The organism is Streptomyces sp. NPDC005866 (assembly GCF_040629895.1).
In the GTDB taxonomy this organism is placed as follows: Bacteria; Actinomycetota; Actinomycetes; order Streptomycetales; family Streptomycetaceae; genus Streptomyces.
In genome coordinates, this window is sequence record NZ_JBEXWP010000013.1 from 22,313 (window position 1) to 37,477 (window position 15,165).

The 15,165-nt window shown below is 69.2% G+C and carries 12 protein-coding genes; 8 read left to right on the forward strand and 4 right to left on the reverse strand.

The genetic code is table 11. The annotated features are described in order from the left end of the window. Positions 1-220 precede the first annotated feature (220 nt). Genes ABZ396_RS20355 through cseC form a run of 4 tightly spaced genes read left to right on the forward strand, consistent with a single transcriptional unit; the run spans position 221 to position 3,514 of the window. Positions 221-760, forward strand: a complete 540-nt coding sequence (locus tag ABZ396_RS20355) for a SigE family RNA polymerase sigma factor (protein WP_358921514.1) — start codon at positions 221-223, stop codon at positions 758-760. Further along, positions 748-1,416, forward strand: coding sequence for a hypothetical protein (locus tag ABZ396_RS20360; RefSeq protein ID WP_358921515.1), 669 nt, complete (start codon positions 748-750; stop codon positions 1,414-1,416). Before ABZ396_RS20355 ends, ABZ396_RS20360 begins: the two co-directional genes overlap by 13 nt. A 29-nt stretch (positions 1,417-1,445) precedes the next feature. Continuing rightward, entirely contained in the window at positions 1,446-2,150 is a 705-nt protein-coding gene (gene cseB / locus ABZ396_RS20365) for a two-component system response regulator CseB (RefSeq protein ID WP_358921517.1), read from the forward strand. A gap of 11 nt (positions 2,151-2,161) precedes the next feature. Then, positions 2,162-3,514, forward strand: a complete 1,353-nt coding sequence (gene cseC, locus ABZ396_RS20370) for a two-component system sensor histidine kinase CseC (protein ID WP_358921519.1) — start codon at positions 2,162-2,164, stop codon at positions 3,512-3,514. 174 nt (positions 3,515-3,688) lie between these two features. Here the strand turns inward: cseC and ABZ396_RS20375 are convergent, their stop codons facing one another. Next, complete coding sequence (locus ABZ396_RS20375; protein WP_358921521.1) at positions 3,689-5,293, reverse strand: MDR family MFS transporter; 1,605 nt, start codon at positions 5,291-5,293, stop codon at positions 3,689-3,691. Positions 5,294-5,452: 159 nt separating this feature from the next. Between ABZ396_RS20375 and ABZ396_RS20380 the strand changes: the two genes are divergently transcribed. Next, positions 5,453-6,052, forward strand: a complete 600-nt coding sequence (locus ABZ396_RS20380; protein ID WP_358921523.1) for a TetR/AcrR family transcriptional regulator — start codon at positions 5,453-5,455, stop codon at positions 6,050-6,052. Here the strand turns inward: ABZ396_RS20380 and ABZ396_RS20385 are convergent. After that, the gene (locus tag ABZ396_RS20385; RefSeq protein WP_358921525.1) at positions 6,049-6,600 is read right to left on the reverse strand and encodes a M23 family metallopeptidase; all 552 of its coding nucleotides are present in this window, start codon (positions 6,598-6,600) and stop codon (positions 6,049-6,051) included. The genes ABZ396_RS20380 and ABZ396_RS20385 overlap by 4 nt on opposite strands. 442 nt (positions 6,601-7,042) lie before the next feature. Between ABZ396_RS20385 and ABZ396_RS20390 the strand changes: the two genes are divergently transcribed. Together ABZ396_RS20390 and ABZ396_RS20395 are read left to right on the forward strand one after the other, a co-directional pair. Then, positions 7,043-7,645: an HAD family acid phosphatase gene (locus ABZ396_RS20390; protein WP_358921526.1), complete on the forward strand. Its 603-nt coding sequence runs from the start codon at positions 7,043-7,045 to the stop codon at positions 7,643-7,645. Positions 7,646-7,950: 305 nt separating this feature from the next. Beyond that, positions 7,951-10,998, forward strand: a complete 3,048-nt coding sequence (locus ABZ396_RS20395; protein ID WP_358921528.1) for an NACHT domain-containing protein — start codon at positions 7,951-7,953, stop codon at positions 10,996-10,998. A gap of 54 nt (positions 10,999-11,052) precedes the next feature. Here the strand turns inward: ABZ396_RS20395 and ABZ396_RS20400 are convergent, their stop codons facing one another. Beyond that, entirely contained in the window at positions 11,053-13,578 is a 2,526-nt protein-coding gene (locus ABZ396_RS20400; protein WP_358921530.1) for an ATP-dependent Clp protease ATP-binding subunit, read from the reverse strand. 432 nt (positions 13,579-14,010) lie between these two features. On the opposite strand from ABZ396_RS20400, the gene ABZ396_RS20405 reads away from it, so the two are divergent. Then, entirely contained in the window at positions 14,011-14,748 is a 738-nt protein-coding gene (locus ABZ396_RS20405; RefSeq protein WP_358921532.1) for an SCO3374 family protein, read from the forward strand. Here ABZ396_RS20405 and ABZ396_RS20410 read toward each other — a convergent pair. Then, entirely contained in the window at positions 14,727-15,062 is a 336-nt protein-coding gene (locus ABZ396_RS20410) for an Lsr2 family protein (RefSeq protein WP_358921534.1), read from the reverse strand. The two genes, ABZ396_RS20405 and ABZ396_RS20410, sit on opposite strands and share 22 nt — an antisense overlap. Positions 15,063-15,165 lie beyond the last annotated feature (103 nt).

Below are 15,165 nucleotides of genomic sequence, written 5' to 3' on the forward strand. Positions count from 1 at the left end.
CACGACAAATCCCCGCATAACCGGTCATAAGACTGCGCCCGCTTACCCCGCACCTACTTCCGTTACACAACCGACGGACAGCCGATCGCTAGCCGCAGGCTGGTCCGCACAGCCCCGTGACAACAGGTCCGTAGCTTCGTTTCTGTGCCCGCCAGGACCGCGGGCCAGCACGAACTCAGGCACAGGGCCGGGGAAAACGGGGATCGGGAGGCGGTTGATCATGGCGCAGGGCGAGGTGCTCGGATTCGAGGAGTACGTCCGCACCCGGCAGGACGCGCTGCTGCGCAGCGCCCGCCGGCTGGTCCCGGACCCGACGGACGCCCAGGACCTGCTCCAGACCGCGCTGGTACGGACGTACGGCCGCTGGGAGACCATCGAGGACAAGCGGCTCGCGGACGCCTATCTGCGCCGGGTCATGATCAACACGCGGACCGAGTGGTGGCGGGCCCGCAAGCTGGAGGAGGTTCCCACCGAGCAGTTGCCCGACGCCTGTGTGGAGGACTCCACGGAGCAGCACGCGGATCGCGCACTCCTCATGGACATCATGAAGGTTCTGGCACCGAAGCAGCGCAGTGTCGTCGTGCTGCGACACTGGGAGCAGATGTCCACGGAGGAGACGGCCGCCGCCCTCGGCATGTCGGCCGGAACGGTCAAGAGCACGCTGCACCGGGCGCTCGCCCGGCTCCGCGAGGAGCTGGAGGCACGCGACCTCGACGCACGCGCGCTGGAGCGTGAGGAGCGGGAGCGTTGCGCGGCCTGACCGGCACAGGGTCCAACCGGGGCCCGGCGAGTGCACAGGCGGTGACCACGGCGGCGGCCGTGCTCGCCGCCCTCGGCCTTTTCGCCGCCGCCTGCGGCACCGGCGGCACCGGAGCCCGGGACGAGGGCCCGGCGCACGCCGACTCGGCGGCAAAGGCCCCGGCCGCCGCCTCCCCCTCGCCCAACCCCTCCCAGACGTATGCGAAGGTCGACGCGGTCGCCCTGGTGAAGGCCGACCCGGCAGTCTCCGCCACGGTGAAGCGGGACCTGAAGCCGTGCGCGGGCGACGAGTACCCGGTCGACGTGACCTACGGCGATCTGACCGGCGGCCCGGTCGAGGACATCGTCGTGAACGTGCTGACCTGTGGTGACGCGGTCGGGGTGGGGGCGTATGTGTACCGCGACGAGAGCGGCGCGTACAAGAATGTCTTCAAGGCCGAGGAGTCCCCGGTCTACGCGGAGATCGACCGGGGCGATCTGAGCGTGACCAAACAGGTGTACGAGAAGGGCGACCCGGTCTCGAGCCCGTCCGGTGAGAACGTGATCACCTACGGCTGGGCCTCGAGGCGCTTCGTCCAGGAGGACTTCCACCACACCGACTACGGCAACGCGGCCGGCAGCGGCAACGCCACGCCGCTCCCCTCCCCCGCCAAGTGACCGCACACCGACCACACGAAAGAGCCGGGATGGCAGACCAGACCCACGTCCTGTTCGTCGAGGACGACGATGTCATCCGCGAGGCCACCCAGCTCGCCCTGGAGCGGGACGGCTTCGCGGTCACGGCCATGCCCGACGGACTGTCGGGCCTGGAGGCGTTCCGCGCGGACCGGCCCGACATCGCCCTGCTGGACGTGATGGTGCCGGGCCTGGACGGGGTGAGCCTGTGCCGGCGCATCCGCGACGAGTCCACGGTGCCGGTGATCATGCTTTCGGCGCGCGCCGACTCCATCGACGTGGTGCTGGGTCTGGAGGCGGGCGCCGACGACTATGTCACCAAGCCGTTCGACGGCGCGGTGCTGGTCGCCCGGATCCGCGCCGTACTGCGGCGCTTCGGGCACGCGAGCGGCGCCGACAGACCGCACGAGGACGCGGTCGCGGTGACCGGCGGCCCCCTGACTTTCGGCGAACTGGAGATCGACACCGACGGCATGGAGGTGCGCCGGGCCGGACAGCCGGTCGCGCTCACCCCGACCGAGATGCGGCTGCTCCTGGAGTTCTCCTCGACACCGGGGACCGTACTCTCCCGCGACAAGCTGCTGGAACGCGTCTGGGACTACGGCTGGGGCGGGGACACCCGGGTCGTCGACGTCCATGTGCAGCGGCTGCGTACGAAGATCGGCCAGGACCGGATCGAGACGGTCCGCGGTTTCGGTTACAAGTTGAAGGCCTGAGCGGGGCGGCCATGCGGGGGCTCATCAGATCCATCCGGCACCGAGGTCCGAGGCTGCGCACCGGGCTCCGGTGGAAGCTGAGCGCGGCGATCGCGCTGGTCGGGGCGCTCGTCGCGATCGCACTGAGCCTGGTGGTGCACAACGCCGCCCGTGTCTCGATGCTGGACAACGCGCGCGACCTGTCCAACGAGCGGCTGCAGATCGCCCAGCGCAACTATGAACTGTACGGGCGGGCGAACTTCCCCGACGTCAAACTCAACGACCCCGACCTGCCGGCGGGGCTGCGCGAGAGGGTCGAAGCGGGCCGCCGGGCGACCGATGTCATCGACCAAGGCGGCCCGCCGGACATCTGGGCGGCGGTACAGGCCAAGGACGGGCGCGTGCTGTCCCTGCACGGCTCCTTCCCGAACCGCAGCAGCAAAGTGCTGAAGGACCTCGACCAGGCCCTCGTCATCGGCTCCGTCGCGGTCGTCCTCGGTGGCAGCGCGCTCGGCGTGCTGATCGGCGGGCAGCTCTCGCGCCGGCTGCGCAAGGCGGCGGCCGCGGCCAACCAGGTCGCCCAGGGCGAGCCTGCCGTGCGGGTGCGGGAGGCGATCGGCGGGGTCGTACGGGACGAGACCGACGACCTGGCGCGCGCGGTGGACGCCATGGCGGACGCGTTGCAGCAGCGGCTGGAGGCCGAGCGGCGGGTGACGGCCGACATCGCGCACGAGCTGCGTACGCCGGTGACCGGACTGCTCACGGCGGCCGAACTGCTTCCGCCCGGCCGGCCGACCGAACTGGTCCTCGACCGGGCCAAGGCGATGCGCACCCTCGTCGAGGACGTGCTGGAGGTGGCCCGGCTCGACAGCGCCTCGGAGCGGGCCGAACTGCAGGACATCATGCTGGGCGAGTTCGTCGCCCGGCGGGTGGCCGCCAAGGACCCGGCGACCGAGGTGCGGGTGGTGCACGAGTCGGAGGTCACCACCGACCCGCGCCGCCTGGAGCGGGTGCTGTTCAACCTGCTCGCCAACGCGGCCCGGCACGGCAAGCCGCCCATCGAGGTGACCGTCGAGGGCCGGGTCATCCGGGTCCGCGACCACGGCCCCGGCTTCCCCGAGAAGCTTCTCGCCGAGGGTCCGAGCCGGTTCCGCACCGGCAGCGAGGACCGCGCGGGGCAGGGGCACGGACTGGGCCTGACCATCGCGGCCGGGCAGGCCCGGGTGCTGGGCGCCCGCCTGACCTTCCGCAACGTCCGGTCGGCGGGCGCACCCGAGCACGTCCCGGCGGAGGGCGCGGTGGCGGTGCTGTGGCTGCCGGAGCACGCGCCGACGGCCACAGGGAGCTACCCGATGCTGCCGGGTCCGACGCAGGTGAGTCGCTGAGGCTCAGGTCGTGGCCACGTCCCGGTCCACCGCGTCTTTGGCGAGCCGCAGCCGACGCGGTTTGTGCATGCGCCGATGCCAAGGAGACGGGCTGTCCATACGCCGACGCCGAGGAAACAAACGAAAGCGGGTGGTTCCGGAGACTCGGTCCCCGGAACCACCCGCACGCGTTTCTCAGACGGCCTCGACCACCGCCAGCGGCGCCGCCTCATCGGAGCTCACCTTCTGGGGTCCGCCCCGCAGCGGCACCTCCTTCACGAACACCGCCGCCACCACGACCACCACGGTGATCACGGCACCGAGCAGGAACGCCGAGTGGGTGCCGGCCGACACCGCGTGCTGGTACGCCTCCCGCACCGTGGCCGGCAGTTTCGCCAGGCTCGCGGCGTTCAGCGAGGCCGACTGCTCGGTGACCTTCGAGCCCAGCGCGCCGGCCCGCACGGTCATCTCGTCCTGGACCCGGTTGTTGAAGATCGCGCCCATGATGGCGACACCGAAGGAGGAGCCGAGCGTACGGAACAGCGTGGTCGAGGAGGACGCGACGCCCATGTCCTTCATCTCCACGCTGTTCTGCGCGACCAGCATGGTGATCTGCATCAGGCAGCCCATGCCGAGGCCGACGACGGCCATGTACACACCGGAGGTGAACCGGGAGGTGCCGGTGTCCATCGTGGACAGCAGGTACAGCCCGACCGTCAGCAGCACACCGCCCGCGAGCGGGAAGATCTTGTAGCGGCCGGTGCTGGTGGTGACCCGCCCGGCGACCATCGAGGTCACCAGCATCGCGCCGAGCATCGGAAGCAGCAGCAGACCGGAGTTGGTCGCGGACGCGCCCTGCACGGACTGCTGGTACAGCGGCAGGAACAGCGTGGCGCCGAACATCACGAAGCCCACGATGAAGCCGATGACCGACATCAGGGTGAAGTTGCGGCTGCGGAAGATGTGCAGCGGCAGAACCGGTTCGGCGGCCTTGGTCTGCCAGAAGACGAACCCGACCAGCGAGACGACGCCGATGGCGGTCAGTTCCATGATCCGCGCGGACGTCCAGGCGTACTGGGAACCGCCCCAGGTGGTGACCAGCACGATCGAGGTGATGCCGAGGGTCAGCAGAGCGGCGCCGAGGTAGTCGATGCGCGCCTTGCTCCGCTTCCTGGGCAGGTGCAGTACGGCACTGACGGCGGCCAGCGCCACCACGCCGAGCGGCAGGTTGATGTAGAAGGCCCAGCGCCAGCCCCAGTTGTCGGTGATGGTGCCGCCGACGAGCGGGCCGCCGATCATCGCGAGCGCCATGACGCCGGCCATCATGCCCTGGTACTTGCCGCGCTCACGGGGCGGCACGAGGTCACCGATGATCGCCATGACGCCGACCATCAGACCACCGGCACCGAGCCCCTGAACGGCCCGGAACCCGATCAGTTCGCCCATGTTCTGGGCCATGCCGCTGAGCGCGGAGCCGATCAGGAAGATGACTATGGAGGTCATGAAGGCGCCCTTGCGCCCGTACATGTCACCGAGCTTGCCCCAGAGCGGGGTGGCCGCCGCGGTCGCGAGGGTGTACGCGGTCACGACCCACGACAGATGCTGCAGGCCGCCCAGTTCACCCACGATCGTCGGCATCGCCGTACCTACGATCATGTTGTCGAGCATCGCGAGCATCATCGCGATCATGAGCGCGAGGATCACGACCCGCACGCTCCTGGGCTGTTTTCCCGGCGCGTTCGCCGCGTCCGGTGCCCCCGGTGATTTCTGGCCGGTCCCGGCCGCCTGGGTGTCCGCCATCTCTCCCACTCCCCCTGGCGACAACTACTTACTTGTCGCCCGACTAGTTCATTACACTGGGAAAGTAGACCTGTCACTAGCCGGTCGTCAAGTAAGTTCCCGAACCGGACGTCCGTATCCGACAGGACGAGTTTTCGCGGGAGCGCGAGGAGTAAGAGGATGGGCGTCACCATGGACGGCACCAAGCAGCAGCGCCGGGGCAACACCCGCCAGCGCATCCAGGACGTGGCGCTCGAACTCTTCGCCGAGCAGGGCTACGAGAAGACCTCCCTGCGGGAGATCGCCGAGCGCCTCGACGTGACCAAGGCGGCCCTGTACTACCACTTCAAGACCAAGGAAGAGATCCTGGTCAGCGTCTTCGAGGACCTCACACAGCCGATCCAGGACCTGATCGAGTGGGGCAAGGGCCAGCCGCACACCCTGGAGACCAAGCAGGAGATCGTACGGCGCTACAGCCAGGCGCTCGCGGACGCCGGGCCGCTGTTCCGCTTCATGCAGGAGAACCAGGCGACCGTGCGGGAGCTGCGGATCGGTGACACCTTCAAGGACCGGATGCGCGGCCTGCGGAACATCATCATCGACCCGGACGCGCCCCTGACCGACCAGGTCCGCTGCATCAGCGCGATGTTCACGCTGCACGCGGGCATGTTCGTCATGCAGGACATCGAAGGCGACCCCCAGAAGAAGCAGGAAGCCGTTCTGGAGGTCGCCCTGGACCTGGTGACCCAGGCCCACCAGGGTTCCGGTCGCCCTGCCTAGACGGTCACGCCCTTGGTGCGGAGGAAGGCGACCGGGTCGACGGCGGTGCCGTAGTTCGGGGTCGTACGGATCTCGAAGTGCAGGTGCGGCCCGGTGGAGTTGCCGGTGCTGCCGGACAGCCCGATGCCCTGACCGGTCTTGACGATCTGCCCGACCTTGACGTCGACGCGCGACAGATGCGCGTACTGCGAGTACTGGCTGCCGCCGTGCTTGATGACGATGGCGTTGCCGTACGCGGGACCGTCACCGGCGCCGTTGCCGCCGGCCTTGACGACGGTGCCGCCGTGCGCGGCGACGACCTGTGTGCCGGTCGGCACGGCGAAGTCCTGCCCGCTGTGCTTGGCGGTCCACAGGCCGCCGGCCTGGGCGAAGCTCGCGGAGAGGGTGTACTTCTTCACCGGGTCGACCCAGGCGGCGGCGCTGGAGGTGGCGGCCGACGCGACCCCGGACCCGACCACGGCCGTGACCCCGACGCCGGCGGCCAGAACGGCGGCCCGCTTGCGGAGCGAGGACGTACGGGGGGAACGGAGAGCGGCGCGCAGGGACATCGGAACCTCGTGGGGTAGACAACGGGGACTCGCCTCCGGCACCGGCTGAAACGGACAGCCGCCGAACGGGGCATCTCTTGGTAACCCGAAGGGCGCACACCCCCCAAACCCTGGCATCTACGGCACCCCCTAGTACCTTTGTGCGAAATTGACTCTTTCTTGACAGAGTCGCCTTGAGCAGGCAATCCGGTCCCGCCATCGGTATCCCGCCGGCACATCAGGCGAAACATTCCCTTTTCGCCTACTGCGGGCCCCACTACCTCGGCTAGTAACAGGCATTTCGCCCGTGCGGTATGTCACCGGCGACCGAGATCCACACCCCCCGGCGTGTGACCCACACCTCTCGCAACCTACCCGCCGGTAATCCAACGGTTCCCTCCACGCCACCTCCTCCACTCATCATGCCCCTGACACAGCCGTGGACGTGAGAGGACCCCAACCGATGACCACAGGCAGCTGGACCCGCCGCGTGTCCGTCACCGCCGTCTCCGTCGCCGCGCTCGCCGGGATGGCCGCGCCGGCCCAGGCCGCGACGGAGAGCAGCTCCACCACGGTCGACTACGCCACCTGGCAGAACGACTGCCAGTCCGTGATGGACCAGGCCCTGCCCTATCTGAAGGAGCGCATCGCCGCCGCCAAGCCGGGCGAGCGGCAGGCGATCGTCTTCGACGTCGACAACACCACGCTGGAGACCGACTTCGGCTTCAGCTACCCCCAGCCGGCCAACAAGCCGGTCCTGAACGTCGCCAAGTACGCCCAGGAGCACGGCGTCTCCCTGTTCTTCGTCACGGCCCGCCCGGGCATCATCTACCTGCCGACCGAGTACAACCTCGAACACGACGGCTACGACGTCTCCGGCCTGTACGTCCGCGGCTTCCTCGACCTCTTCAAGGACGTCGCCGCCTACAAGACCGCCCAGCGCGTCGACATCGAGAACAACGGCTACACGATCATCGCGAACGTCGGCAACAGCGCCACCGACCTCTCGGGCGGCCGCGCGGAGAAGACGTTCAAACTGCCGGACTACAACGGCCAGCTGTCGTAATCCGCCGCTAGGGGGGTGTCGTCTGGATCAGGTCGGCAGTGAGGAACAGTGCCTCTTGACCGAGCCGAGCGGGGTCTGGTGCGTGCAGCTGCAAGGCGGAGGAGGCGTGGACAATCAGCCGCTGCCGCGGCGGGCGACGCGGTGGGGGCACCCCCGGCCGAAGACTGGGGGACGTCGGGGAGTGACGACAACGCCTCCAGGGGCACCCCCTCTGGGGGAGTGCGTGCCAGGGCCCGCGACGCTGGCATGATCCAGACGACACCCCCTAGGCTCCATCCGTTCGCGCAAACGCACGGGGGTGGCGGATGGAGCCGACGGTACTGGGCGGCAAGCTGGCGTCGAGCCTGATCTCGCCGCTGCTGAAGAAGCTGTTCGTGGCAGACGGTCCGGGCGCGGGCCTGGTCGACAGGCCCGTCCGCCTCAAGGACCTGGTGTCGTTCAGGGGCGAGAAGCGGGCGCTGGTCGAGAAGGACGTGCACAGACTCGCGGAACACCTGGTCCGGCAGGCGGTCGACTCACCGGGCGAACCGCCCTTCCGCACCAGGGAACAGATCGCCGTCGCCGACGCCCTCGCCCGCAGACTGCTCGCCCTCGGCGATCTGGACATGGACGACGTCCAAGCCGTACAGCTGGGCCACCGCGAACTGGCCGGGAAACTGCGGCGGCAGGCGCCCCCGCCCGACGGCCTCTCCTCCGACGCCTGCTATTTCCTCGACTCCGCGACGGAGTGGGCCTGCCTGCAGATCCTGGAGTTCTTCACCCGTCGCTCCACCTTTGTAGCCCGCACCCTGGTGGAACAGACCCGGGCGCAGGCCGAACTCATCGCCAAGATCGACGAGTTGCTCGCCCGCACACCCCGCCCCGACTCCCGCGACACCGCCTTCGAGCGCCGCTACCGCTCCTACGTCACCGAACGCCACAACCACATCACCATCTACGGCATCGACCTGAGGGACTCCCCCGACCGCTGGCCGCTGGAAGTCGCCTATCTGAGTCTGGAGGCGACGGCCTCGGACGACCGCGGCCTCCCCGGGGACGGCACCGGCCCGCCCCCCGTCACCCTCCAGCTCCTCGCCGAGGAAGCCCTTCTCACTCACGACCGCGCCCTGCTGCGCGGCGACGCGGGCTCCGGCAAGACGACGCTGGTCCAGTGGCTGGCGGTGACGGCGGCACGCGAAGGCGCGCACATCCCGTACGTCCTCCCGCTGCGCACCCTGATCCGGGGCGGCCAACTCCCGTCCCCCGCGGACTTCCTGACCGCGGTGGGCTGCCCACACTCCCCGCCCGAAGGCTGGGCCGAACGGGTCTTGACCGCCGGCCGGGCCCTGGTCCTCGTCGACGGCCTGGACGAGATCCCCGCCACCGACCGCCACCGTACCCGCGACTGGCTCCTCTCCCTCATCCACGCCTTCCCGGGCAACCGCTGGCTCCTGACCTCCCGCCCCGCCGCCGTCCGCCCGGACTGGCTCGCGCCGGAGGGCTTCCGCGAACTGACCCTCGCCCCCATGCGCCGCACGGACGTGGCCACCTTCGTCCACCGCTGGCACACGGCGGCCGAGGCCCCGGATTTCGAGGGCCCACTCCTCGACTCCCTCCGCACCAAACGCGACCTGGCACGCCTCGCCACCAACCCCCTGATGTGCGGCCTGATCTGCGCCCTGCACCGGGAGCGCCGGGGCTACCTCCCCACCGGCCGCAAGGAGCTGTACGACGCCGCCCTCACGATGCTGCTGGCCCGCCGCGACCGGGAGCGGGGCATGGGAGCGGTGGACGAGGTGGAGCTGGGCGAGGAGGTGCAACTGGAGTTGCTGCAGCGATTGGCGTATGCGTTGGTGCTGAGCGGCCGTACGGAGATGGGGGTTGAGACGGCCGAGGGGATCGTGGAGCGGTGCCTCCCGTCGATCGCACTGCCCGCAGACGCGGCGACCGTGTTGCGGGCCCTGCTGCTGCGCAGCGGGCTGCTCCGCCAACCCGCCGACGGAGCCGTGGACTTTGTCCACCGTACGTTCCAGGACTACCTGGGCGCCCGGTACGCGATGGAGGAGGGCCACCTGGATGTCCTGGCCGGCCACGCGGGCGACACCGAGTGGGAGGACGTGATCCGCATGGCCGTGGCACACGCCCGCCCACGCGAACGGGCTTCCCTGCTGAGGCAGTTGCTGGCGCACGACGCACCCCGGCTGATCCTGCTGGCGCTGGCGTGTCTGGAACACGCGGCCGCGGTGGATCCGGGGGTGAGGGCGGAGGTGGAGCAGCGGGCGGTGGCGCTGATTCCATCGCGGTCCGCGGAGGACGCGAAGGTGCTGGCGGAGGCGGGACCGTTGGTCCTGGAGTTGCTGCCCGGACCCGAGGGCCTGACGAACGAGGAAGCGCTGGGCGTCACGATCACCGCCTCGGTGCTCGGCACAGAGGAACCGGAGGGAGCACTGGGGGTGCTCCGCCGGTTCCGCCACCACGCGGATCTCGACGTACGGCGGCAACTCGCCGGCACCTGGGGCCGTTTCGACACGGAGGAGTACGCGGCGGAGGTGCTGGAGCACCTGGATCGTACGGGACTCAACGTCGTCTGCGAATCCGCCGAGCAGCGGGCGGCCCTGGGACTGATGCGGCCCTGGGACGGCCTGGTCTTCCGGGGCGGGCATCCGATCGGGGCGATTGTGGCCGCCGTCCGGGAGGTCGAGAACGTGGCCCGTCTTGACCTACGTGAAAACGGAGCGCTCACCGACCTGGGCACCCTGTTGCCTTTCAGTTCGCTGCGCGGACTGTGGCTGACCGCATGCCCGGCCGCACATGGCCTGGGCCGGCTCGCAGATCTTCCGCTCGCCTCTCTCGCCGTTGGACCGCTCGCCGACCTCGACGGCCTCCGATCACTGCGCTCGCTCCTGCGTCTGTCCCTGGCCCAGGAACTCACCGGCGAGAGCCTCACAGACGTCCTGCCGGTCGATGCCGCGCTGGAGTACCTCTTCCTGGGCCGGAACACCACGGACCGGACGGGCCTGCGCGGGCTGGCTCACTGGACCAGTCTCACGGAGCTCAGCCTCGGCCCGCTGTCGACTCCGCTCACCGCCGCTGACTGGCGGGCCGTCGCCGCGCTTCCGCAGCTGACCAGCCTCCATCTCAACGGGCCGATCCTCACCAATTTCCCGGACTCCGTCGAGGCCATGCCCGAGCTGGCGCAGATCGAGACTCTCCGGGTCCCGGCGATGCACGGCGTCGAGGATCTCTCCGTCCTGGCCTCCCGCCTGCCGGGACTGCGTCGAGTGACCCTCCAGACCTCCCCGGGCAAGATCTTCTCCGTCGACCGGTACGCGGCTCTCTTCCCGGACGCAGCCTTCGACGTCGTACAACGCTGAAGGGGCCGGCGCTCCGAAAAGCACCGGCCCCTTCATTCGGCGAACCCCGAAGGGCTACGCCTCCTTGCTCAGGTTCGGACCGGCTCCGCCGGCCGCCTGCTCGATCGGCGGGACGTCGGGGAGCGCCGACTTCTCCTCACCACGGAAGGTGAAGGTCTTGGTCTCGCCCTCGCCCTCGGTGCCCACGACCACGATGTGACCGGGACGCAGCTCGCCGAAGAGGATCTTCTCGGAGAGGGTGTCCTCGATCTCGCGCTGGATCGTGCGACGCAGCGGACGCGCGCCCAGCACCGGGTCGTAACCCTTCTTGGCCAGCAGTTCCTTGGCCGACTGGGAGAGCTCGATGCCCATGTCCCGGTCCTTGAGGCGCTCGTCCACCTTGCCGACCATCAGGTCGACGATCCGCAGGATGTCCTCCTGCGTGAGCTGCGGGAAGACGACCACGTCGTCGACGCGGTTGAGGAACTCGGGCCGGAAGTGCTGCTTGAGCTCGTCCGACACCTTGTTCTTCATGCGCTCGTAGTTGGACTTCGTGTCGCCCGTGGCCGCGAAGCCCAGGTTGAAGCCCTTGGAGATGTCCCGGGTGCCGAGGTTGGTCGTCATGATGATGACCGTGTTCTTGAAGTCCACGACCCGGCCCTGGGAGTCGGTCAGACGACCGTCCTCCAGGATCTGCAGCAGGCTGTTGAAGATGTCCGGGTGGGCCTTCTCGACCTCGTCGAACAGGACCACCGAGAACGGCTTGCGCCGCACCTTCTCGGTCAGCTGGCCGCCCTCTTCGTAGCCCACGTAACCGGGGGGCGAACCGAAGAGCCGCGACACCGTGTGCTTCTCACTGAACTCCGACATGTCGAGGGAGATCAGCGCGTCCTCGTCGCCGAAGAGGAACTCGGCGAGCGCCTTGGACAGCTCGGTCTTACCGACACCGGACGGGCCGGCGAAGATGAACGAGCCACCGGGACGCTTCGGGTCCTTCAGACCGGCACGCGTACGGCGGATCGCCTTCGACAGCGCCTTGACGGCGTCGATCTGGCCGATGACCCGCTTGTGGAGCTCGTCCTCCATGCGCAGCAGACGCGAGGACTCCTCCTCGGTGAGCTTGAAGACCGGGATGCCCGTGGCGGTGGCCAGCACCTCGGCGATCAGCTCGCCGTCGACCTCGGCGACGACGTCCATGTCGCCGGCCTTCCACTCCTTCTCCCGCTTGGCCTTGGCGGCCAGGAGCTGCTTCTCCTTGTCGCGGAGGGAGGCGGCCTTCTCGAAGTCCTGCGAGTCGATCGCGGACTCCTTGTCCCGGCGGACGGCGGCGATCTTCTCGTCGAACTCGCGCAGGTCCGGCGGAGCGGTCATCCGGCGGATGCGCATCCTCGATCCGGCCTCGTCGATCAGGTCGATCGCCTTGTCCGGCAGGAAGCGGTCCGAGATGTAGCGGTCGGCCAGGGTGGCCGCCTGGACCAGCGCCTCGTCCGTGATGGAGACCCGGTGGTGGGCCTCGTACCGGTCACGCAGACCCTTGAGGATCTCGATCGTGTGCGGCAGGGACGGCTCGGCGACCTGGATGGGCTGGAAGCGGCGCTCGAGGGCCGCGTCCTTCTCCAGGTGCTTGCGGTACTCGTCCAGGGTGGTCGCACCGATGGTCTGCAGCTCACCGCGGGCCAGCATCGGCTTCAGGATCGAAGCGGCGTCGATGGCGCCCTCGGCGGCACCCGCACCGACCAGCGTGTGCAGCTCGTCGATGAACAGGATGATGTCACCGCGGGTGCGGATCTCCTTGAGCACCTTCTTCAGGCGCTCCTCGAAGTCACCGCGGTAGCGGGAGCCGGCGACCAGGGCGCCGAGGTCCAGGGTGTAGAGGTGCTTGTCCTTGAGGGTCTCGGGCACCTCGCCCTTGACGATGGCCTGGGCGAGGCCCTCTACGACGGCGGTCTTGCCGACGCCGGGCTCACCGATCAGGACCGGGTTGTTCTTGGTACGGCGGGACAGCACCTGCATGACCCGCTCGATCTCCTTCTCGCGCCCGATGACCGGGTCGAGCTTGGACTCACGAGCGGCCTGGGTGAGGTTCCGGCCGAACTGGTCGAGGACCAGGGACGTCGAGGGGGTGCCCTCGGCAGGGCCGCCGGCGGTGGCGGTCTCCTTGCCCTGGTAACCGGAGAGCAGCTGGATGACCTGCTGCCGCACCCGGTTGAGATCAGCGCCCAGCTTGACCAGGACCTGGGCGGCGACGCCCTCGCCCTCACGGATCAGGCCGAGCAGGATGTGCTCCGTGCCGATGTAGTTGTGGCCCAGCTGAAGGGCCTCGCGGAGCGACAGCTCCAGGACCTTCTTGGCACGGGGGGTGAAGGGGATGTGCCCGGACGGGGCCTGCTGCCCCTGCCCGATGATCTCCTCCACCTGCTGGCGGACCGCCTCGAGCGAAATCCCGAGGCTCTCAAGGGCCTTGGCGGCGACACCCTCACCCTCGTGGATCAGGCCCAGGAGGATGTGCTCGGTGCCGATGTAGTTGTGGTTGAGCATCCGGGCTTCTTCCTGAGCCAGGACGACAACCCGCCGCGCGCGGTCGGTGAACCTCTCGAACATCGTTAATCGCTCCTCAGAGCGGTCAGGCAGTGGGGGGAACTTCCCCTCCCTGTCCTTCCGCAGCTTAGTCCCGCAAGCGGGGACCGCTCATTCCAACTGCCGACACCGTCGATGGCCTCCTGACCTCGAACGCCGACATCTGCTCCAACCCGATGGTGCGAGACGATGTTCCCGCAGGCCAGGCAGTTACCCCTTCCTCCAGTACGCCGATGGCGAACGTGAGACGGCCTCGCCTGCGTGTCGCCCCCCCTCCCACTAGGGATGTCTTACCCGTCCGGACTGACAGTCCATGCCGTATGCCCCCGGTCCCTCCGCTACGGGCGAACAACCTTGCGTCTCCCCGGACCCCCACACGCCCCCTTTTCGGGAGCTCAGCGCTTTCACACGCACACCCAGCGTAACTCTGGCGGGCTGGTGACGGTTGCACTTGGCATGGCTGGCACAGTCCCTCTGGCTGCTTCCACGGTCCCTCACCCTCGTCCCCCGCTCGATTCCGGTTCCGGTTCGGCCGTCGCGTCCGGTTCCGGGTGCGCCGTGGCACCGGGTTCCGGCTGCGCCGTCGGGCCGGACGGGCGGGCGGCCCGGCTCCGGCACTGGTACGAGAACGATCTGGGCTGGGCGACAGTGCCCGCGGCGCCCGGAGAGCCGCTGCGGCTGGTCACGGGCGTGCGTTTCGACGTGCTGGACGTGCCGGTCCGGGCGGGCGCGAAGGCGCTCAGACATCTGGGGCCGGGCTCTCCGGTGGCCCTCCAGGGCGACCGGATGCGGCTGCTGGTAGCCGCGGGCTGCGCGGAGGAACTGCCGGGGCTGCTGGACTGGCTGGAGTGGGGCGCGCTGGCCCTCGATCTGCGGGCGCTGGGCGCGCACGGCCTGATGGACGCTCCGGTGCGGCCCGAGCCGGTCTCCACCGGCACCCGGCCGTTTCCCGAAGCCGCCGAATGCCCAGCGGGGCCCGTGCAGGGGGCCGCCGTCTGGTTGCGGCCCCCCGAGTCGGGGTGCGAGGTCGAGGCCTCGCTGCCGACACTCTCGTCGCTGTCGGCCATGGGGGGCGTTGGGGGCGCCCCCGATCTGGTACGGCTGGTGGACACGGTGGCCACCGAGTGCCACCGGGTCCGGCTGCGGCGTAGGGGCCGCGGGCCGGAGGACAGTCAGCTGTTGGCGTCCTCGTAGGCCTGGCGAATCGTCGCGGGAACACGGCCGCGGTCGTTGACCTCGTAGCCGTTCTCCTTTGCCCACGCGCGAATCTGCGCGGTGTCCTGGCTGCCGCCGGAAGCCGCACGGGCCTTTCCACGTCCGCCCGAAGCACGGCCACCGGTACGACGCCCACCCTTGACATACGGGTCGAGAAGGCCGCGCAGCTTGTCCGCATTGGCGGTCGTGAGATCGATCTCGTACGTCTTGCCGTCCAGCGCGAACGTCACAGTCTCGTCCGCCTCGCCGCCGTCGAGGTCGTCGACAAGAAGGACCTGAACCTTCTGTGCCACCGGATTTCCTTTCATCGATAACTTGAGGGCCGGGGGTCTGCGGCGCCCGCCGTTTCGCCGCCCCCTGTTATATGCAGTACTGCAGTACGTCGGAAAGCAAACC